Source organism: Clostridium sp. BNL1100 (assembly GCF_000244875.1).
Taxonomy (GTDB): Bacteria; Bacillota; Clostridia; order Acetivibrionales; family DSM-1351; genus Ruminiclostridium.
Window position 1 is genome coordinate 3,120,629 of sequence record NC_016791.1, and the last position, 20,806, is coordinate 3,141,434.

At 37.2% G+C, this 20,806-nt stretch carries 20 protein-coding genes; 1 reads left to right on the top strand and 19 read right to left on the bottom strand.

Going from position 1 to position 20,806, the window contains the following annotated elements; genetic code table 11:
* Positions 1-27: 27 nt before the first annotated feature.
* The 14 genes from CLO1100_RS13235 to CLO1100_RS13300 form a co-directional block, all read right to left on the bottom strand.
* Positions 28-756, bottom strand: a complete 729-nt coding sequence (locus CLO1100_RS13235; RefSeq protein WP_014314258.1) for a DUF554 domain-containing protein — start codon at positions 754-756, stop codon at positions 28-30.
* A 10-nt stretch (positions 757-766) separates the two neighbouring features.
* On the bottom strand, positions 767-2,113 hold the full coding sequence (locus CLO1100_RS13240; protein WP_014314259.1) for a CCA tRNA nucleotidyltransferase: 1,347 nt from the start codon (positions 2,111-2,113) through the stop codon (positions 767-769).
* A gap of 89 nt (positions 2,114-2,202) precedes the next feature.
* A complete protein-coding gene (locus CLO1100_RS13245) occupies positions 2,203-2,577 on the bottom strand; it encodes a hypothetical protein (protein ID WP_014314260.1) in 375 nt (124 codons plus the stop codon).
* 349 nt (positions 2,578-2,926) lie between these two features.
* Positions 2,927-3,790 carry a TerC/Alx family metal homeostasis membrane protein gene (locus CLO1100_RS13250; RefSeq protein ID WP_014314262.1) on the bottom strand — a complete coding sequence of 288 codons (864 nt, stop codon included), beginning with the start codon at positions 3,788-3,790 and terminating at the stop codon, positions 2,927-2,929.
* Positions 3,791-4,182: 392 nt separating this feature from the next.
* Entirely contained in the window at positions 4,183-5,658 is a 1,476-nt protein-coding gene (locus CLO1100_RS13255) for a zinc ribbon domain-containing protein (protein WP_014314263.1), read from the bottom strand.
* Between the two features lie 15 nt (positions 5,659-5,673).
* The gene (locus CLO1100_RS13260) at positions 5,674-6,846 is read right to left on the bottom strand and encodes a SpoIIE family protein phosphatase (protein WP_014314264.1); all 1,173 of its coding nucleotides are present in this window, start codon (positions 6,844-6,846) and stop codon (positions 5,674-5,676) included.
* Positions 6,846-8,570, bottom strand: a complete 1,725-nt coding sequence (locus CLO1100_RS13265) for a [Fe-Fe] hydrogenase large subunit C-terminal domain-containing protein (RefSeq protein WP_014314265.1) — start codon at positions 8,568-8,570, stop codon at positions 6,846-6,848. The genes CLO1100_RS13260 and CLO1100_RS13265 overlap by 1 nt, the downstream gene beginning before the upstream one ends.
* Before the next feature lie 85 nt (positions 8,571-8,655).
* Positions 8,656-8,916: a (2Fe-2S) ferredoxin domain-containing protein gene (locus CLO1100_RS13270; RefSeq protein ID WP_014314266.1), complete on the bottom strand. Its 261-nt coding sequence runs from the start codon at positions 8,914-8,916 to the stop codon at positions 8,656-8,658.
* A gap of 130 nt (positions 8,917-9,046) precedes the next feature.
* Positions 9,047-9,235 (bottom strand): hypothetical protein, encoded by a 189-nt coding sequence (locus CLO1100_RS13275; protein WP_014314267.1) that lies wholly within the window; start codon positions 9,233-9,235, stop codon positions 9,047-9,049.
* Between the two features lie 122 nt (positions 9,236-9,357).
* A complete protein-coding gene (locus tag CLO1100_RS13280; RefSeq protein WP_014314268.1) occupies positions 9,358-11,046 on the bottom strand; it encodes a [FeFe] hydrogenase, group A in 1,689 nt (562 codons plus the stop codon).
* 6 nt (positions 11,047-11,052) lie between these two features.
* A complete protein-coding gene (locus CLO1100_RS13285) occupies positions 11,053-12,924 on the bottom strand; it encodes an NADH-quinone oxidoreductase subunit NuoF (RefSeq protein WP_014314269.1) in 1,872 nt (623 codons plus the stop codon).
* Positions 12,924-13,397: an NAD(P)H-dependent oxidoreductase subunit E gene (locus CLO1100_RS13290; protein WP_014314270.1), complete on the bottom strand. Its 474-nt coding sequence runs from the start codon at positions 13,395-13,397 to the stop codon at positions 12,924-12,926. The genes CLO1100_RS13285 and CLO1100_RS13290 overlap by 1 nt, the downstream gene beginning before the upstream one ends.
* Positions 13,398-13,687: 290 nt before the next feature.
* Positions 13,688-14,785 carry an aldo/keto reductase gene (locus tag CLO1100_RS13295; RefSeq protein WP_014314271.1) on the bottom strand — a complete coding sequence of 366 codons (1,098 nt, stop codon included), beginning with the start codon at positions 14,783-14,785 and terminating at the stop codon, positions 13,688-13,690.
* A gap of 142 nt (positions 14,786-14,927) precedes the next feature.
* A complete protein-coding gene (locus CLO1100_RS13300) occupies positions 14,928-15,674 on the bottom strand; it encodes a SprT family zinc-dependent metalloprotease (protein ID WP_014314272.1) in 747 nt (248 codons plus the stop codon).
* 187 nt (positions 15,675-15,861) lie between these two features.
* On the opposite strand from CLO1100_RS13300, the gene CLO1100_RS13305 reads away from it, so the two are divergent.
* Positions 15,862-16,488 (top strand): putative ABC transporter permease, encoded by a 627-nt coding sequence (locus CLO1100_RS13305; RefSeq protein WP_014314273.1) that lies wholly within the window; start codon positions 15,862-15,864, stop codon positions 16,486-16,488.
* A 4-nt stretch (positions 16,489-16,492) separates the two neighbouring features.
* On the opposite strand, the gene CLO1100_RS13310 is transcribed toward CLO1100_RS13305, so the two are convergent.
* The 5 genes from CLO1100_RS13310 to CLO1100_RS13325 form a co-directional block, all read right to left on the bottom strand.
* Complete coding sequence (locus CLO1100_RS13310; RefSeq protein ID WP_014314274.1) at positions 16,493-16,828, bottom strand: arsenate reductase family protein; 336 nt, start codon at positions 16,826-16,828, stop codon at positions 16,493-16,495.
* A 35-nt stretch (positions 16,829-16,863) separates the two neighbouring features.
* Positions 16,864-17,877, bottom strand: coding sequence for a chemotaxis response regulator protein-glutamate methylesterase (locus CLO1100_RS13315; protein ID WP_041700452.1), 1,014 nt, complete (start codon positions 17,875-17,877; stop codon positions 16,864-16,866).
* A gap of 115 nt (positions 17,878-17,992) precedes the next feature.
* Positions 17,993-18,166, bottom strand: coding sequence for a DUF1540 domain-containing protein (locus CLO1100_RS20295; RefSeq protein WP_014314276.1), 174 nt, complete (start codon positions 18,164-18,166; stop codon positions 17,993-17,995).
* A gap of 85 nt (positions 18,167-18,251) precedes the next feature.
* Positions 18,252-19,064, bottom strand: coding sequence for a protein-glutamate O-methyltransferase CheR (locus CLO1100_RS13320; RefSeq protein ID WP_014314277.1), 813 nt, complete (start codon positions 19,062-19,064; stop codon positions 18,252-18,254).
* Between the two features lie 28 nt (positions 19,065-19,092).
* A complete protein-coding gene (locus CLO1100_RS13325; protein ID WP_014314278.1) occupies positions 19,093-20,796 on the bottom strand; it encodes a methyl-accepting chemotaxis protein in 1,704 nt (567 codons plus the stop codon).
* Between the last annotated feature and the right edge of the window lie 10 nt (positions 20,797-20,806).

A 20,806-nucleotide genomic window follows, 5' to 3' on the forward strand; every position in this document is an offset into this window, starting at 1 on the left:
CCGTTTATTTAATAAAAGTAAATTTTTCTACATAAAAATCATTTTTATTATATAGTAAAAAACAGGTATGAAAACAGCCGGAAGTAAATTTCCTACATTTATCTTCTTAATCTCCAGAAGATTAATACCTATTGCAAATATTAATACTCCTCCTATAAGCGACATCTGAGAAATTACAGCATCTGAAAGCCATGGTTTTATTACTCCAGAAAGCAGGGTTATTCCACCCTGATAAACAAATATAGGTATAGCCGAAAAAGCAACGCCAATTCCAAGCGTTGAAGCAAATACCAATGATGTTACCCCATCAAGAATAGATTTTGCAAACAATGTTGAAGGGTTACCGGAAAGACCGTCTTCCAGAGCCCCAACTATAGCCATGGCACCTACACAGAAAACAAGGCTTGCAGTCACAAAACCGTCTGAAAAAGAGCCTCCTTTGTCAGGAATCCTTTTTTGAAACCATACTCCCAAATTTTCAAGCCTTTTTTCTATTTTCAAGAACTCACCCGTAAGACCGCCTATTACCAAGCTGAAAATCATAAGCATTATATACTGCCTGTCCAACTTATTGCCATTGACTATGGTCACCATTTCCTTAATTGTACCCGATATTCCTATAAATACTACCGAAAGACCTATCGCCTGCATTACAATCTTTTTATACTTTTCCGGTATACCATTTCTAAGTACTGTCCCTGCCAATCCCCCAACTATTACAGCGCCTGCATTTACAATTGTACCAATTCCAGTCATAACCTCTCCCCTACTTCATACGCTTCTTCGCAAGTTCCAATAATTTTTGTTTTTCATTAAGCTCCGGACATTCCAATACACAATCGCATAAATAATCCAGCATTTCTCGTATTTCTATGCCGGGTTTCATTCCAAGCAAAAGTATCAGATCATCTCCGTTGACAGCCATATCTTTTTTGTTCAAGCACTGCTGTTCACTTTTTATGTCTGAATAAATCTTATCTATTTTTATCCATTTTATAATCCGCTCCGGAAGAAAATCCGGATTCTGAGCCATTTTATCGGCCTTCTGGACCTTCAGCAATAATGGAAACAATTCATCACCAATTTTATTTACTGCCTTTCTTATAGATTTTGGAGTATCCTCTATATCCATATCGTGGTGTTTTACAAGCAAAACAATCTTTTTTATTGATTCCTTGTCAAATCTCAACCGATTAAGTACTTTTTCCGCAATTTGACTGCTTACTGCCTGATGCCCGTAAAAATGATCTATTCCTTTGGCATCAGTTGTTTTTCTTGGTGGTTTACCCACATCATGCAGAAGCATTGTCCACCTGAGAATATGATCATTATCAATACTTTTTACCGCATACATTGTGTGGTCTGCTACATTGTAAACATGATAAGGATTTATCTGTTCAGTTTTATAGCACCTCTCAAACTCAGGAAGAATATATGGCAATAGACCTGTCTGGTGCAGATAGTTGAAATGTAAAGGATTCTCTGATACCAACGTTTTATTCAGCTCATCCCTTATCCTCTCACTGCTAATATTGGCTATAAGTGCCGAATTGTTTTTTATAGCTTCAAATGTAGCTTCTTCAATGGAAAACCCCAGCTGTGCACTGAATCTTATTGCCCGCATCATACGCAAAGCATCTTCCCGGAACCTCTGCTCGGGGTCACCAACCGCTTTTATAACTTGCTTTTTTAAATCCTGTAAACCGCCGAAAAAATCAACTAGACCGTGCTCAGGATGATATGCCATGGCATTAATAGTAAAATCCCTTCTTGCCAAATCCTCTCTAAGACTGGATGTAAACTCAACCTTTTCCGGCCGGCGAAAATCTTTGTAATCTCCATCTATCCTATATGTTGTAACTTCCAAACTCATTTCTCCTGCAAGTACAGTAACTGTACCATGCTTTATCCCTGTATCATAGGTTTTGTCAAATAATTTCTTTATATCAGCAGGTAATGCATTTGTTGTTATGTCCCAATCATAGGGTGCCTTGCAAAGGATACTATCTCTTACGCAGCCTCCCACAAAATAAGCTTCGTAGCCGGCTTCGTTAAGCTTTTTTATAACATATCCCGCATTTTCGGGGAACTCAAATTTTTCACATAAATTCATACATATACCTTTTTAACGTATTTTAATAATTAATAGTAATTGTATCACAATATTCAATTTCTGATACATAATAACTTATATACTTTGCTTCATATACTATTATGTACAAAGGCTGTGACAGCTTCAAGAGGAATCTCTGCGATTGTCCCGATTGTTTGGTTGTAAGGACAAATAGTGCAAAACAGAAAATTAACTCTCTTCCCGCTACAAGAATTTCCCAAGGAACATTCCGGCGGTGCAGACGGCAGTATTAAAAGTTTTAAGTATGCGTCCGTTTGAAGTAGCAAAACACCTGTAAATCCGTTCCCGGCAGCTCCTCCTGAATTGACAAATACGGTTACCGTCTGTCCCTCATATTCTCGATAATTTATATGTTGCTTTTTTATACATGGACTTTTCTCAGGAACTATAATTTGTACTTTTTCTGATTTGGCCTTACTTCTCTTTCTTTGGGTTAAACTCATACATGCCTCCGTTTACCTTAAAGAGTTTTATATCTTATTATATTTTCTTTAACGTATAATGCTAATCAAAAATTAAAAGATGTGTAACACAATTTATCAGCAATGAATACTATGTTATTAGCCATTTAGTTACCAAGCTAAAAATTTAACATTAATCTTTGGAGGGAGTTGTGTACCTATGTCTGACAAGAAAGGTTTCTTAGGTGGATTTAACGGCTGTATCGATGAAAGAGTAATTTTCGCTCTTATTATTATCTTTATTATCAGCGTCTGTTGCGGAAATAAGCATGACTGCTAATGAAAATGGCCTAAGGAGCTACATAAGCTTCTTAGGCCATTTTAAGCTTTTTTAAAGGTCTACTCTTTTAAGCTCTATTTCTTTTTTCTTCTTTTCCTCGTTTTTTGACTTAAATACAGAGAAAATTACGCTGGCTACTAATATTGTAAATATTGTAAGCAGTGAGTAAAGTATAGGTATTTCAAGGTCAAAGAACAAAATGCCAAGTTTTACACCTGTAAATACAAGTATAAGTGCTACACCGTATTTCACATACTTGAATCTTTCCTGCAATGCTCCGAGAACAAAATATAAGCTCCTGAGTCCCAATATGGCAAATATATTTGATGTATAAACTATAAACGGGTCAGTTGATATTGAAAAAATAGCAGGTATTGAATCTATTGCAAACAGGATATCCGAGGATTCAATAAGTACGAGTATTGCCAGCAGAGGAGTTGCATATTTTTTACCATTTTCTACGATAAAGAATTTCTCTTCGTGCATCTTGTCTGTCATAGGTAAAAATTTACCCATTATCTTTAATACTTTATTATCCTTGTGGTCCACAGGTTTTTCGTGACCAAACATCATCTTGCAGCCGCTTATTATCAATATTACTCCGAAGATATACAGAATAAAGTGAATCTTGTTAACAAGAGTTATTCCCAAAACTATAAATATCAGTCTTAAAACTATAGCTCCAAATATTCCATAGTTCAAAACTCTTCTCTGATAAGCCGGCTGAATTCCAAAGCTTGAGAATAAGATAAGGAACAGGAACAGGTTATCAACGCTGAGACTTAATTCAATAACATACCCGCCAAGGAATTGTGATGCTTTGGCAGGGCCCTCAATCAGCAGAATTCCGATATTAAATATTATGGCTAATGCCATCCAGAATCCAACCCATTTCAGTGCTTTTTTAGTAGACATTTTTTACCCCCTAGTTAGTTTTTATTTAATATTGCCAGTCTATATATACTTCATACAATTTGCCGGAGATATATATAAACAAAAAGACCCTGAATGTATAAAAGCACTACATTCAAGGTCTTGCTTTCCATATGGAGAATAAAGCCAGGCTCTTTTTTAAAGCCGGTTGTTGACTTTATCGCTTATAAGCTACTCCCCTTTACTTTAAATGTAGTTTATCAAAGTATGAGTATTTAGTCAATAATTTATCCATAAAGTTACATTTAAAAGAGGCCGTTTGCAAAAATGTACATTTCTGCAAACGGCCTCTTAAACTAGATAGCTGCACTTTTTTATATGTTTTAACATATAAGCTTACTCTGTAAGCAATGTGCGGCAGCAAAAGCACAAGATTAAATAATTTCTATATTTGAAAAATTACTTTTAACTAATTTATCAAGAATACTTTTTATATCTTTAAAATTAAGCTTTGAGTTAATGTAGTTATCCTCTTTTTTATCCAGTAACCTCTTTACCTCTTCCTTCAGCCGGTCATAAGGATTTTCATTTTTGTGAACAAACATATCTAAACCAATAAGTTCATTATTAAGATACATACCTTCCGGCGTCTTTCTAGCCTTTAACTTGAAGGTAGTCTTTTCATACTTTATTAGTTTTACAGCAAGATTTCTGCTGCCAAGTTCATCCATACTATAGCTGGCCCCACAGGTTGTGCAGATAAACATGGTTTCTGAAAACCTGTTTTTTCTGGTGTTGCTTCCGCATACACAACAGGTGTGGAAAATATCAACGGAACTCACTTTTGCAGGAACGGGCAATCCCTTTTGCGGAAGCTTGTATTCCAGTACTCTTACAAGCTCATTGTACATTTTACAACCATATGCAGGTTTATGTACTGTTCCTTCTTCCCTCCAACTAAGTTTGTCACCCTTACCCACCAGATTCTGAAGAATTACCATTGATTTGTTTTTAAAAGCTATATCTGCTATAGTGTTTGCCATCTTACATATAATTTGTTTTCTATCATTTGTATTTCGGCAGTTTTCAAGGCTTCCCTTTTTAATTGAGTTTCCTTTTTCATCTACAATTGTGTAATTAATATCGTTCCTGATACCCCTGCTGACACCCATAAACGTTGTAGTTTTTACTTCCTGCTCCTCGGGAAGGTTTATACTCATGCTCAGAAAGTACTCGTTATTTTTATACAACAGGCGTGCCGTTCTAAGAATTTCAGGCCTGTCAATAGCCTGTTTAAGCATATTTTCCTGCCATTTTCCGAATGAAAGGGGAACTATAATGAAGGTTTCCCTTTTTAAGCATTTGGCAGGCTCGGGATTTTTTGATATATATATAAGTTCTCTTTTATTAGCTGATATTTTACGTCCCTTGGCATTCTTTATATTCATCAGGAACAGTTTAGCAAAATACTTGTTACTGTCAGGGTCATAAAGCAAGCAAAAACTTCTTTTTGTGTCATACCTGCAAAAATAAATAGGTCTTAGCTTTTCCTGCACCTGAGCATTATCCTGTTTGAAATTCGGAAACACCATATCGGGCTTTGTTTGCTTCTGAACAAAATAACTTGCCATCGTCATCCCAAAGTCAAGCTTCAAAGAGTCCTTGAAAGGCTGAACGTCAAACTCGTTCAATTCATTTGATTTTTTACTGTCTATCCATTTTGAAAGAGACAGTGTACTGTAAGTCCCCTTAGGGGATTTATAATTACTTTCAATATCATCTATATTATCAAAAGCAGTTTTTAATAAATAATTAAATGCATTATTATAGTTTTCAAATGCTTTTTGTATAATTTCACGTTTAAGCTTACCGGGTTTATGAAGTTTTAAATGTATTGTCCTTAGACCCAAGAAAGCTCCCCCTCCCTAGCAATACTCTATACTGATATGTTTTCCCGTATGTGTAAGCAATGCGGCCAGTTCTTCCACTAGCTTGAATTTCATTCCCATGTTAAGTGGAAATTCAGGATTCTGATGTGCCGGATTCATTGCCCTTCCAACAAAGAAATATATACTGGTACTCTCCTCAAGGAGCATTTTTGCCAGCCTTGAAGCACCATCCTTTTTATTAAGCTTCAGCATATCTCCCATACCGCTGTCAGGCGAAACGCAGGCTTTAAGCAAATCAAGTGTTTTTCTAAGGGTCAGTACGCCTTCTGTAGTCAGGTTAATACCTTCTATCTCTGCCGTAGGAGGAACCGCAGGATTAAAGTATTCTATAGATGTCTTAATTTCCTTCCCCAAAACTCTGGCAACAATTTGTGACGTAGTACCGCCACAAATAACTTTTTTACCTTCGTTTCCTATAAATCGGGATACAATCTCCTCATCCCGCGCAGAATCCACAGGCGGTCCGATCATCAGATTCAGCTTCACAGGTTTTTTTGCTTTTAGGGTAACAACTGTAGTGTCATCGCCGGGTTCATGGGAATAAAGGTTGTCACAGGCTGACAACAAGAGTTTTGCGAGTGTCTTTGAGGATGCATCCTTTTTATAGGTCTTTTGTATATACTCACTGACATTATCCCACTGCCAGCCCAAATTTAGGGTCTGGCCTATTCCGGCATGGATAACTCCGTCGCTTATCATTACAAACAAGTCATCAGGACTGACTTTGAACCTGGCTTCTTTTATAAGTTTATCATTAACGACCCTGCTTTCTGTCTCCAGGCTCATTATCTTACCTTTTCTCAGCCTTACTACAGAAGGATTATCAAATTCGGCCAAGTATCCTTCACCGTTGTTGAATATCTGTATTATGGAGAAAGTTGAATATGCAACCCCTCGCTCCTTGCAAACAGGGAGGGTTTTTGCAACCGTATTAACAGCCTCTTCTATATCCAGACCATTTGACATAATCGTACCTATGATCTTTGAAGTAAGCGTTGCAAGTATATTTGCCTTCACACCACTTCCCAGACCATCAGCCAAAACCACTACCACTGAATCAGGGCTTCTGATTATTTCAACCTTGTCTCCGCATAATTCTTCCCTATATTTATTTATACTTTCGTAACTTACATCAATATACAGGCTCACTATAATTCACCCATCTCTGACATAATGGATTTTTTAAGCTTGGTTAAAGCCACCTTTGTTTCGGCAGTAGTTTCACCAAGAAGACTGGCAATCTCCTGAGCCACTGTCATTTGTTTTTCCATAATTTTCTGAGCAATATCTATATTCTGAGAACGACTTTCCAGAATTTTCTGCCTCTGGGCCTCCTCTTTTGTAATATCATTTACTATAACTATAACAGTATTATGCTGTTTTACGTTTATGATGGATTGTTTGACCACCATACCGTAACTTTCATAAACATATTTTTCATCATATACATTTTCAGCACCTTCCAATACCTGTTCAAAATCGTCGCAGGGAAGTATTTCAGAAATACTTCTGCCATTCATGTTTTTGGCTCCCAGGTTGAACATCTGCTGGGCTGACTTGTTAAGTTCCTGTATTTTAAGACTCTCGTCCAGTGCAAAAATAGCATATGGTGTATAATTTATAATTATATTTGAAATAGACTCAGCCCTTTCCCTCATATAGGGCAGACACATATGAACCTGTGCTTTTCCGTGAAATACGGCTGTAGCCTTTTCCCTGCAGGAGTGATAACCGCAAGCCCCGCAGTTGAGCTCTTTGTCTTTGCTGAATTTTCCAATACTATTTAATATACCTTGTATTACTGCCTCTGACGGTACTTCCAGCTTCTTTGACCTGTCAACGAATTTCTTTGATAAGTCGACCTTGGTCAAAGCCATTACAGAGTTTGTCAAACCTGTGTCCGTTTGAACCCCTGTTCTTTTTGCATAGTTTAAAAGTCTCTCTCTAGCAGTGAGAAATCCTCCGGGTACATGTTTCATACAGGGGCCTCCCAAACAGCCACCCTTACAACTGCTCATTTCAATCAGGTAATTTTCAATGTCACCTTCTACTATGGATTGAAGAACATCCATGCATCGTTCAACACCGTCTACACTGATAGACCTGTAGTTCTTTTTATATTTTCTGTCAATAGTCTTTAAAATTCCGCCGGGTACGGGATATATTCTCGCTGACGTATCAAAGCTTTTTATACCGTCAACGATTTCATTTGACTCGTACAGGCCTTCTTCTTCAAACCACTTGTCCAAATCATCAAAAGTTACTACCGCATCAATTTGACTACCGTTTTGAAGATCATTAAATTCTTCTTTCTTTGAAATACAAGGTCCTATAAATACTACTCTGATTCTTTGTCCATATGTTTCCCTGAGCATTTTAGCATGGGCTATCATGGGAGAAACTACCGGAGCAAGCTGATCCAACAGCTGAGGATAATATTTTTCTATAAGTAATATTATTGATGAGCAGCAGCTGGTTATGATATTTTTCATTTTCTTCTGCTTCAAAAGACTTTCATACTGCCTTGATACCTGATAAGCACCATTAGCTGTTCCTTCTATGTGTGTAAAACCGAGCTTTTTCAGGGCATAATAAACCCACTTTTCATCATGGTCAAATGCAGAAATAAATGAAGGTGCAAGACTTACATAAACTTTTTCACGCTTCTGTATAAATTTTTTAACTTTTTCAACATCGCTGTTAACGCTTTTTGCATTCTGAGGACATACTGTGAGGCAATTTCCGCAGAGCATGCACTCGTCATGTATGATTTCAGCCTGATCGTTCTTAAATGCAATAGCGTTTACAGGGCAGCTTCGTATACATTTATAACAGTTTTTACAGTTCGCTTCTTTAAATTGAATTATGCTCATAAAGTCGCCTCCATAGCCCTGACGGCTCTTATGCAGTCATTAGTATATTCTGCCTGTCGCCCTATGTAAATTGTAATAATTTACATTATCCCTTCTTGCCTTCAATTGTGTTAATTACTTTCTCTGTAAAGAAACTTTCAGCATTTATTACGCCTACATCTCCATAAAAAGTATCGCCTATTTTAACGCAAACACCTGTTGTGCAATGCCCCATGCAAAAGGATGCCTTTAATTCAACTTTGCTTTCAAGATTATTTTCCTTAATCATTCTTTGAAAGCAGTTGATTATCTGATAAGACCCCTTAAGATGGCAGGAACTACCAACACAAACATATATATCAAGCATATATTCCACCGCCTATGTTTGTTAAACAAATAACAATATAATTGTAAATTATATATTTTTTTATGTCAAATCCATTTAGTTACTAAAAATCTAATTATATATATGAAGGTCTTTAATTTAAGCTTATGGTCTATTTACGTCCTGAAAATGCAGGTACCATACCTAAAAACAGCGGGCTTAATTCACAATAGGATTTATTACAGCTGTTACAGCAATACTCCATATCTGTTTTTGCTTCATCAACCATCATTAACTGCATGCAAATGCTAATATCATTGCCTGCTACATTACACAACATATTGTTTTCGTTATTCATCATGGTATCCTCCCTTTGCCTTATTGGCTTATAATTGTTTTTTTGCTTCTTTAATATATGAGATTGTTAAAACAGATGGGGCCAAAGACTTTTAACCTTTGAACCACATCTGTAAGTTTAATATTTTAATGTTTTCCGTCTCTGTGAAGAATATGTCTGTTGCTGTTTAGAATGCCGTTATACAAAGCATCTATAGTTGGATTGTCATCAGAACGTTTTATCGGCAAGGACTTATCTACCTTGTATATACCCTTTGCTCTTAATTTTCTTACATTTTCATTCTGTGGAATCGGCTGTCCTGCACCGCCTATACACCCTCCCGGGCAAGCCATTACTTCAATAAAGTCGAATTTTTCTTCCCCGCGTTTTATTTTTCTGATTAGTTTTTCAGCATTTTTAAGTCCATGAACTACTCCGATTCTTACTGTTCTGCCGTCAATTTCAGCTGTTGCTTCCTTGACACCTTCCATACCCCTCACTCCTGAATATGAGATGCCTTTGAGTGTTGAAGCGTTTCTTTCCTTGTAGTAATAACGAAGTACTGCTTCGGACACACCTCCGCTTACACCGAATATTACACCTGCACCGCTGGTAAATCCGAAAGGCATATCAATTGCTTCGTCTTCAAGCTCATTAAACACTATACCGTTTTCCTGTATCATAATTGCCAGTTCCTGTGTTGTTATGACCATATCTACCTGTCTTTCACCGTTTATAGTATTTTCAGGTCTTGAAGCTTCATATTTCTTAGCGGTACATGGCATTATGGCGATAACAATGTTTTCTTTTTCGTTGGAAGACTGTTCCTTTTTAAACTGTTCCTTTATAACTGCTCCAAACATCTGCTGTGGAGACAGGCAGGAGGACACATTTTCCATGAGCTCAGGATGCTTTTGCTCCGCGTATTTGAACCAAGCAGGACAACATGAGCTGAACAAAGGTAGCTTTTCCTTTCTCTGAATTCTGTCCATGAGCTCTTCCGCTTCCTCTATAACAGTCAGGTCCGCACCAACAGCTGTATCAAATACCTGATCAAAACCAAGTTTTCTGAGTGCTGCCACAATCTTACCCATTGATATCTCACCGGGTTGAAGTCCAAAATCTTCTCCGATTGCAACACGTACGGCAGGTGCTATCTGAGCTATTACACGCTTGTTTTTGTTCTGAAGTGCCTCATATGCCCTGTCAATATCTTTCTTTATCATTAATGCCCCGGTAGGACAAACAACCCTGCACTGACCGCAGTTAACGCAATCCACTTCCTGCAATGATTTATTGAAGGCAGTTGTTACCTGAAGATTTGATCCTCTATAAGCAAAGTCCAGTACCCCAACGCCTTGAATTTCCTGACATGCTCTTACACAGTCTCCGCAAAGAATACACTTGTTTGGATTTCTGATTATTGATGGCCCAAGGTCATCTATAGGCATTTCTTTCTTTTCCTGTCCAAACCTTACTTTCTTTACTCCAACTTTTAAAGCTATTTCCTGCAGCTTACATCTTCCGCTCTTTTCACAGGTTGTACAATCCCTGTCATGATTGGCAAGAAGAAGCTCCAATATCATTTTTCTGTGCTTTTTGAGCTTATCTGTATTTGTCCATACCTCCATACCATCCTTTGGAGGCGTTGAACATGAGGTTATTGTACTGCCCCACTTATCCTCAACCATACACATTCTGCACGCACCGTAAACACTAAGTTCTGAGTGGTAGCAGAAGGTCGGAAGCTCAATACCTGCTTTTCTGATTACTGCCAGTATATTTTTTTCATCTGTATATTCAACCAGCTGTCCGTCAATTATCATAGTTCCCATTGTTATTTACGCCTCCTTTATTGCTGCAAATGGACATGCTTCCAGACAGGCACCGCACTTGATACATTTTGACTGATTAATTGTATACGGTTCCTTAATTTTTCCTTCGATTGCCTGAACTGGACATATTCTGGCACATTTGCTGCAGCCCTTGCATTTTTCCTTTTCTATTACTATAGAAGCTAAAGCTTTACAGGTATGTGTTTTGCACTTCTTATCTATAACGTGTTCCAAGTATTCATCCTTAAAATATTTCAATGTACTTACGACAGGGCTTGCAGCTGACTTACCTAGTCCGCATAAAGCCGTACTGCTTATGGTATCTGCCAGTTCTTCGAGTAAATCAAGCTCTTCTTTAGTACCTTTTCCGTTTACTATCTTTTCAAGGATTTCAAGCATTCTCTTGGTTCCTTCACGGCATGGCACACATTTTCCGCAGGATTCGTTTTGTGTGAAATTCATGAAGAACCTTGCTACTTCAACCATACAGGTGTCTTCATCCATTACTACTAGTCCGCCTGAACCAATCATTGCTCCTACTTTTTTAAGGGAATCGAAGTCCAACGGCAATTCCAGATGTTCCTCTGTGAGACATCCTCCGGAAGGGCCTCCTATCTGAACTGCCTTAAATTTCTTGTTGTCTTTGATACCGCCACCGATATCAAATATTACTTCCCTCAGGGTTGTTCCCATTGGAACTTCTATCAAACCTGTATTGTTGACGTTTCCGGTTATGGCAAAGGCTTTTGTACCCGGACTGTTTTCAGGCCCGATACCTTTGTACCATTCACTGCCGTTGGTGATAATTAAAGGAACATTGGCGTATGTTTCTACATTGTTAAGTACTGTCGGCTTTTCCCAAAGTCCTTTTTCCACCGTTCTTGGAGGTTTTACCCTTGGCATTCCTCTTTCGCCTTCTATTGATGCGGTTAATGCACTTCCCTCACCGCATACGAAAGCTCCTGCGCCTTTGTTTATGTTTATATCAAACGAAAATCCGGAATTTAGTATGTTCTCACCCAACATTCCGTGCTTTCTTGCATCTTCAATAGCTATCCTTAGTCTTTCAACTGCCAGAGGATATTCTGCTCTAACATATATATATCCGGCAGTACTTTTGGTTGCATACCCGGCAATAGTCATACCTTCGATTACACCGTGAGGATCGCCCTCCATAATACTTCTGTCCATGAAAGCTCCGGGGTCACCTTCGTCGCCGTTACAGACAACATATTTGATTTTGCTGTCCTGCTTTAATACCTGCTGCCACTTCCTTCCGGCAGGATAACCTCCGCCCCCTCTTCCTCTGAGGTTGGAGTCCAGTATGGACTGACATACTTCCTGAGACTCCATTTCAAACAATACTTTGCTCAGGGCCTGATAACCGCCCTTTGCAACATATTCTGCAAAGGATTCGGCATTGATGCTTCCGCAGTTTTTCAGAACCATTCTTGTCTGCTTTTTATAGAAAGGAATGTCCTCCTGTGCCTTATACACCTTGTTATCTGCCGTATACATAAGTCTTTCAACAGCTTCATTGTTTATAAGGGTTTTGTATACGATTTCTTCACAATCTTCTATCTGAACTCTCAAGTACAAGTAATTTTCAGGTTCTATTCTTACCAAAGGCCCCATTTCGCAAAAACCGTGGCAACCGCTCTTTTTAACTCCTATTCCTTCTTTTTCATAATCCAGTTCAAGATCAACCAGAAGGCCTTTTTCATCTATAAGCTCTTTGATTCTGTTGTATATCTCTAATGATCCGCCGGCTACACAACCTGTTCCCGCACACACCAGAACCTTCTTTTTTTGTTTCTCCATTGCCTGTGCCGACCTGTCAGAAAAGGCTTTAAATTCTTGCAAATTATTAATTTTCATTATCCTTCACTCCTCAAAGTCTTTATTAATTCTATTGTTGAATCCGGCGTCATTTTAGCGTGTACCTTATCATTTATTGTAATAACCGGTGCAAGTCCGCAGGCTCCCAAACAGGAAACTGTTTCAACTGTAAACAGCTTATCATCTGTAGTATGTTTGCTTTCAGACAGGCCAAGTTCTTTTCTCATTGCATTTAATATAGGAATTGATTTTCTTACATGACAAGCTGTACCGTCACATACCTTTATAATGTATTTTCCCTTAGGAACCAAAGAAAAGTTTTCGTAAAACGTAGCTACACTGAATATCTTTGAGAGATTAATCTCCAGCTTTTCAGCTACATAATTTAAAACATCCTCGGGCAAATATTTGTATTCGTTCTGGATTTCCTGTAAAACTGCTATCAGGTGCGATTTATTATTGTCATACTTATTCAAAATCCCGTCAACCAGACTGCATTTGCAATCATCCATTTTGTTTTCCCTCCTCAAGTACTTGTAAAGTGCATTCACTTATCAGCTATCATTGTTATTTTTTTGACAATTTAATTCTAGCCAGAGGAATACCTTCTGCCAATGTTTATATAGAAATACAATGTCTGAAACCCAGTTATAGATAAGGTTTTTGGAATTTATTTCAAATAATTTCAAGGATAATTCGTTAAAAGAATACAAAAAATCAGCACATTGCAATGTTTAATTATTGCAATGTGCTGATTTTCTCTGAGTAAGTTCAAAATACCAAGTTTGATGGTAATATTAACTTATTTATTTGTATCCCCAAATGCACCAATTTCTTTCAACCTGCTTATTATCGGCAAGTGCTGTGTACATTTTCCTTCGCATAAACCACATTCTATACAGTTGTTAACATCCTCCTGCTTAATTCCCCAGTGACCTTTCAGGTTATTAAGAACGTCCTCCGTATTACCTAAAATATGATTGTTGTAAGAAAGCATATATTTTGATACGGGGATTTCCTTAGGACAGTACTCGCAATAACGGCAGCCTGTACAAAGCTTATCCATGGAATTAAACAGCCTTCCTTCTATTTCCTTCAACTTGGTTTGTTCAAGTTTAACCAGGTTATCGCCGACCTTACAGTTTTGAACTACCTCGTCAATACTGCCCATTCCGGCTAATACAGTGGTTATTTCATCATGGGAAGCATTAAATCTTAATGCAGCATTAACTACATTTTTATCGTCTTCACTTTTTATAAAATCAAAATAATCAGCCTTTTGAGGAATCAGACCTCCTCCAAGGGGATTCATTGTAGCAATACCGAGTCCCTTTTTATAAGCAGCTTCCAAACCCTTTTGCCTGAACGGGAAGTTAAGTATATTATAACCGACTGTCATTCCTTCGAAGCAGCCTTCATTTACTATTGTTTCAATCTCATCCCCTGTGCAATGGGTTGAGAATACAATATGTTCTATAAGTCCTTCTTCCTTTGCCTTTAACGCAGCCTCATAAGCACCGCCTTTTACCATCCTGCTTTTGTAATCGTCCAGGCTAAGAATACACCATATATGGAAAAAATTAATTTTTTCAAGATTCATCCTCTTTAAAGATGTCTCCAACTGCTCACGTAGTTTTGATCCATCCTTCCGGCTGCTTTTTGTTGAAACATAGAATGGCTTCTTCATGTTCTTAAAAGCATGGGACATAATAAATTCGCTATGGTCGTCGTTATATCCCGGTGCAGTATCAAAATAATTCACACCAAGTTCATTTGCACGTACTACTATCTCTGCACATTTATCGTAATTATAACTATCTCCGGTTTTTGGAAACCTCATACCTCCAAACCCTATTGCAGATATATCCTTACCTGTATTACCGTATTTTTTGTAAATCATCCTATAATACCTCCGGGTTACCAATTATATTCATCATTTTTCATATATTAATCTAAGTAGTATTACGTTAAAATTATACTTTTATAAAACTAAATTTCAATGTACATTCTTATCTTTTTTGCATGTAATTTTATAACTATTTTTAATCAAATGATAAAGTACAACCATTTTCCTTCAACCATTTTTTGTAAACTTTATAATCCGGCATAACAGCTTCAACAAGGCTCCAAAATTTCCCTGAATGGTTCATCTCTTTCATGTGACAGAGTTCATGTATAACTACGTAATCAACTATCGGCAAAGGCGACATAACAAGTTTCCAATTAAGGTTAATATTACCTTTCGAACTACAACTTCCCCACCTTGTTTTTTGCTCTTTGATAGCCACTTTTTTAGGTGATAAACCAGTAAAAGATGAGTATAATCTGATTCTTTCAACCAGAAGCTCTCCGGCCTTTGATATATACCAGTTTTTTAGGAAAGATTTAATTTTGTCCTTATTTGCAGTTTCCGATATTTCCAAAACCATTAGTTCCTCTTCAAACCGTACTTGTGGTTTTTTGATAATATTATTTTCAACAATTTTAAGTCTGTATGATTTTCCCAGATAATAAAACAAATCACCGTTTTCAAAGGATTTTTTTATCACAGCAGAGGGTTTCTCGCTGATTTCATCCAACTTTTGTACAATCCACCTCTCTTTTTCAAACAGAAGTTTCTCAATGTATGCAATCGGAGTTTTTAGCGGACAACATACAAAAATCTGTCCTGTATTTTTTATCATAATGGAAATTGTTCTTCTGCTGCTTCTTTTGAGGTTATATACCAGTTCTTTTCCGTTGAGGTTAATTCGTGATAATATTTCTACAGTTTTTTGAGATTTATTCAATTTAAATATTCCTCCGCAAGCATAAATAAATGTATCCCGATATTAGCAAAGCAAATCCGTAATGTCAATTAACAAAATTTTATATTGAAATATTATTAAAAGACTTTGAATACACATATAAAAGTAACGCAATTTGTTTGAATTTCATAGCATGATATTAAACAAAGTCAATAAGAGAGCTGCATATATGAACTATAACGTATCTAAATATTTGGCAAGGGTCTATGATGTATTTCTATGCTTTATTATATATTCTTTCTGCGGTTGGCTAATGGAAACAGTATATTTATCCGTTTATCACTGGCAGTTTATAAAAAGAGGATTTCTCATAAGCCCTTTATGCGGAATTTATGGAGTGGGTACAATTTTGGTTGTATTTCTTCTGGACAAATTAAAATCACGCCCCATCCTTGTATTTTTTGGTGCAATACTTATTACTACCGTTCTGGAGCTTTTTACAGGCCTGCTCCTTCAAAATGTTCTGAAACGTGAACTATGGGATTACAGCGGGGATTCTTTAAATTTTCTTGGAATAATATGTTTAAGGAATACTCTGATTTGGGGAATAATGTCCCTTATAGCAGTTTATAGCATCCATCCTGTAGTAATAAGGAAAATAAAAGTTCTTTCACTGCGTACCAAGGCATTAATCAGCAATATTTGCTTTGTATGGATTTCGGCAGACTTATGCATTTCCATCTTTACAAGCCTCCACGGCATAAATAATATTCACTGGGTATCCGGCTTAGTGTTCCACAGGCTAAAGGACATTGGAAGTATGACCGTAAAGGTAGTTTATTATATAAGACATTAAATTTTTATTCCCATTGATTCCAAACATCAGGCTGATAGCCTACGGTTGCCAGCTTTCCGTTTCTTACTATGGGACTTTTAAAGAGCTTGGGGTTTTTTAAAAGCACCTCTTGTGCAACATTGCCTACTCCTAGATTTCTCACATTGAGCTTTTCGTATTCCTTTGATTCTGTATTTATCAAATTACTTATACCGACGGAAGCTTTTACACTTTCGAATTCTCCTTTGCTCATTCCATACTTAAAGAGATCTATATACTGGTAGCTGATTTTTCGCTCTTTGAAATATCTCTCTGCTTTCTGTGTATCAAACCCTTTGGCCCCATAAATCTGTATATTCATAAAACTCCTTTTAACTTACTGTTTATAAAAATCTTTTATTTTAATATTGAGAACAGTATCTTAGGAATATTCTCAAGGGACGTCTGCTTTTCTACTGCTCCAATTTCATATGCAACTCTTGGCATACCGTAAACAACACAGGACTTCTCATCCTGTCCGATGGTCCTTGCGCCTTTTCCTCTCATAGCCAATAGTCCCTTGGCTCCATCAGAACCCATTCCAGTTAATATGACTCCAACTGCATTGTTCCCGGCTTCCTTGGCTACTGATTCAAATAGTATATCGACAGAAGGACAATGTCCATTAACCTTTTCACTCTGAAATACTTCAACCTTGTAACGTTCTCCTGTTTTTCTTACTCTCATATGGTAATCACCCGGTGCAACAAGTACTTTTCCTTCTTCAATATAGTCACCGTTACTAGCCTCTTTAACTCTTAATCCGGTTTGATTATTGAGTCTTTCGGCGAACATACGTGAAAACATTGGTGGTATATGTTGAACTATAACTATACCGGGAATGTTTGGCGGCAACTGTTTAAGAATGTTGAAAACAGCCTCAGTTCCTCCTGTTGAAGCACCTATTGCAATAATTTTACTGCTGTCAAATTTCATATCCGAGGAGACAGTTTCACCGATAATTCTGATTCTTTCAGGAAGTTTGGACTTTTTCGCAGTTTTTACTTTAGTTATCAATTCGTTTATAAATTCTTCTACGTTTTTGGATATTTGCATTTCCGGCTTCAGTATAAAATCTACTGCTCCAGCTTTTATTGCATCGAACACAGCTTCACTAATAGAGCTTACAACAATAATTGGAATCATATGCTGCGGTAAAAGCCTGCTGATAAACTCAATACCATTCATTTTAGGCATTTCAATGTCGCAGATCATAACATCGGGGTCATACTCTTCTATTTTATCCCTGGCATCAAAGGGATCAACCGCCTTAGCAACTACTTCTATTTCCGGGTCTATAGTTATCCCTCTTGAAATTACTTCACGAAACAATAAACTGTCATCAACAACCAGCACTTTGATTTTTTTCATATCATGTAACCCTTCCTGTATAATCATATGGTTAGTCTGCTCTACATTAAAACACCATACCCCTTTTTTAAAGAGGTATGGCGTTTTTTGAGTCTAATATTTTAAATCTATTAGCTTACTGGTTTTCAGGTAAAAATGTTGCACAATCTGTTTCCTGAGTGTCTCTTGCATTTCTAGGCTGAACTTCAATCTGTTCAGCAGTGCAGTGATCACCATTCATATAATAGTGACATGTATTAACAACACATTTTATACCAGTATTAGGCTGGCTCATTTTTTTAACAGACATTGTGTATTCCTCCTTTGAAAATTGATTCCTAAAGTATTATTTGCACAAATTCTGTTTTAATTCACTTAAGCAAAATTTGCATCATCTACTCTTTTATGTACAAAGAAGGCTTAATATATCTAAAACCAGTTTTTTCACGGCTAATCGACTCAGAATGACCTATAAATAAGTATCCGCCATACTCCAATATATCATAAAACTTATTAATAAGTGTATTTTTTGTGAAATTATCAAAATAAATCATTACATTTCTACAAAAAATCACATGAAATTTTTTCTTAAAAGGAAAACTATCCATCAGGTTGAACTTTCGAAATATGACATCCTCCTTTATCAGATCTTTTACTACCGAACTCCGGCTGTTATATTTTTTAAAATAATTTGTTTTCCAGCACACCGGAAGCTGAAGAAGCTCCTCATCATTATATATGCCGTTTGAAGCAGTTTCCAGTACTTTTTGTGATATATCTGTAGCCAGAATTTTAGTATCCCAATATACTTTTTCATTTCCCAAACAGTCACGGTTTATCATTGCCAAAGTATAGGGTTCCTCGCCTGTGGAGCATCCTGCACTCCATATCCTTAAATCCTTGTTTCTTACATTCTGAACCAGATATGGCAATACCTTGTTTTTGTAATATTCGAAGTGTTCAGCCTCTCTCATAAAAAATGTATGGTTTGTTGTAATCCTGTCAATTAGTATTTGTTCTGAGTTTTCTGTTCTGTCGCTGGTAACATGCGTGAAATAATCAGTAAAGTTATCAATATCCAATGAATTTAAGACATTTTGAAGTCTTCCCATTACAAGAACCCGTTTCTCTGGTTTCAAATGGATACCATATCTATATTCAATATACTCCGATAACTGTTTAAATTCCTTTTCAGTAATAGAAATCATTAAAAATTCCCCACCAGATTTGTAAAATTTAATATTTGCCGAATTCCTTGTCGCTTAAATCTATTGTTTTAGTTCTCACATTCTGGGTGGTATTTCTGCTTTTTTCACTCATTTTATTAAGAATTTTCAGTATTTCCGGGTTAATTTCACCGTCTCCTCTGTAGTTGTCTGTTGAACGTACAGCTTTCTTGAGTGTGAACCTTTCCACCTGTTCGCTCAAAAGCTCTGCCTGACTGGAAAGCTCTTCACTTGCAGCAGCACTTTCCTCAGAGGTTGCTGAGTTAGCCTGAATTACCTGAGAAACCTGCATAATGCCCTGATTTATTTGTTCAATTCCCGCAGCCTGCTCATTTGATGCTTCCGCAATATTACCTACAAGATCAGCAGCCTTGGCAACACCATCCACAATCAGTTCGAGTGCTTCTGCAGTCTCATTGGCTATCTTTGTTCCACCTTCTACCTTACGTATTGAACCTTCAATCATATCGGTAGTTTCCTTTGCGGCGTTTGCGGAACGAGCAGCCAGATTTCTGACCTCCTCTGCAACTACTGCAAAACCTTTTCCGTGTTGTCCTGCTCTTGCTGCTTCTACAGCTGCATTAAGGGCAAGTATGTTTGTCTGAAATGCAATCTCATCTATTACCTTGATTATTTTTGAAATATTACTTGACGAATCGTTAATGTCATCCATTGCACTGAGCATTTCCTTCATATGCTTGTTGCCCTTTAAAGCTATTGTTTTTACATTTTCCGCAAGACTGCTGGCTTGTGTTGCATTTTCAGCATTTAATCTTGTTTGGGCCGATATTTCTTCAAGGGATGCAGTTAATTCTTCTATTGAGCTGGCCTGTTCAGTTGCGCCCTGAGAAAGTGCCACACTGGAATCAGACACCTGTCTGGAGCCTGAGGATACCTGTTCCGCAGCCGAACTGATACTGGATATGACATCGTTCAAATTGTCCGACATCTTTTTAAAGGCTGAAGCAAGCATTCCTATCTCATCTTTAGAATTTTCCTTAACATCCACATTCAAATCACCGTCTGCAATTTTTTCGGCAGCAATAACAAGCCTATTTACGGGAACACTTATTATTCTGGAAATAAGAATTCCCAGAAGTACTGCTGCAATCACCGCTATCACCACAACCGCAACCATCATGTAAACAGTAGTGTCCGTATCTCCGGAGTATTCTTCTGATCTCTCCACTCCACCAGTTTCCTTTAGGTCAAATAATTCATCTATGTACTGTTTTGCTAATTTTGCAGGTTCCGCTCCTTCGTTATAGAATAATGTAATAGCTTGCTCATTCTGTCCTGCAATTGACATATTTATTACCCTGTCCCTGATTTCATTGTACTTGTTTAGATTTTCATTAAGTGCCTTATATGCTTTTTGTCCTTCCTCAGTTTGCAATGAATCATAGAGCTCTTTAAGGTTTAATTGAACATCCTTATCCAGGTCCTTAATCTGGTTGCTGTAGTTTTTCTTGTCTTCAACACTATTACTAAGCAATATATCTCTGGTTACTGCCCGGATACTATTAAAGTCTGTACTTGCCTTTCCTATGTTAGCGGTAGCTATACCAAAGTTTTCATAAAGTTCGGTATAGTTTTTATCTACCTGTTTGATATTGATTATACCTACTATTCCAACTACTCCCGCTAATAGTGCCACAATTATAAATGTTGATACAAGCTTTGTTCCTATTTTTAAGTTGTTAAACCATTTCATTGTGAAAGGC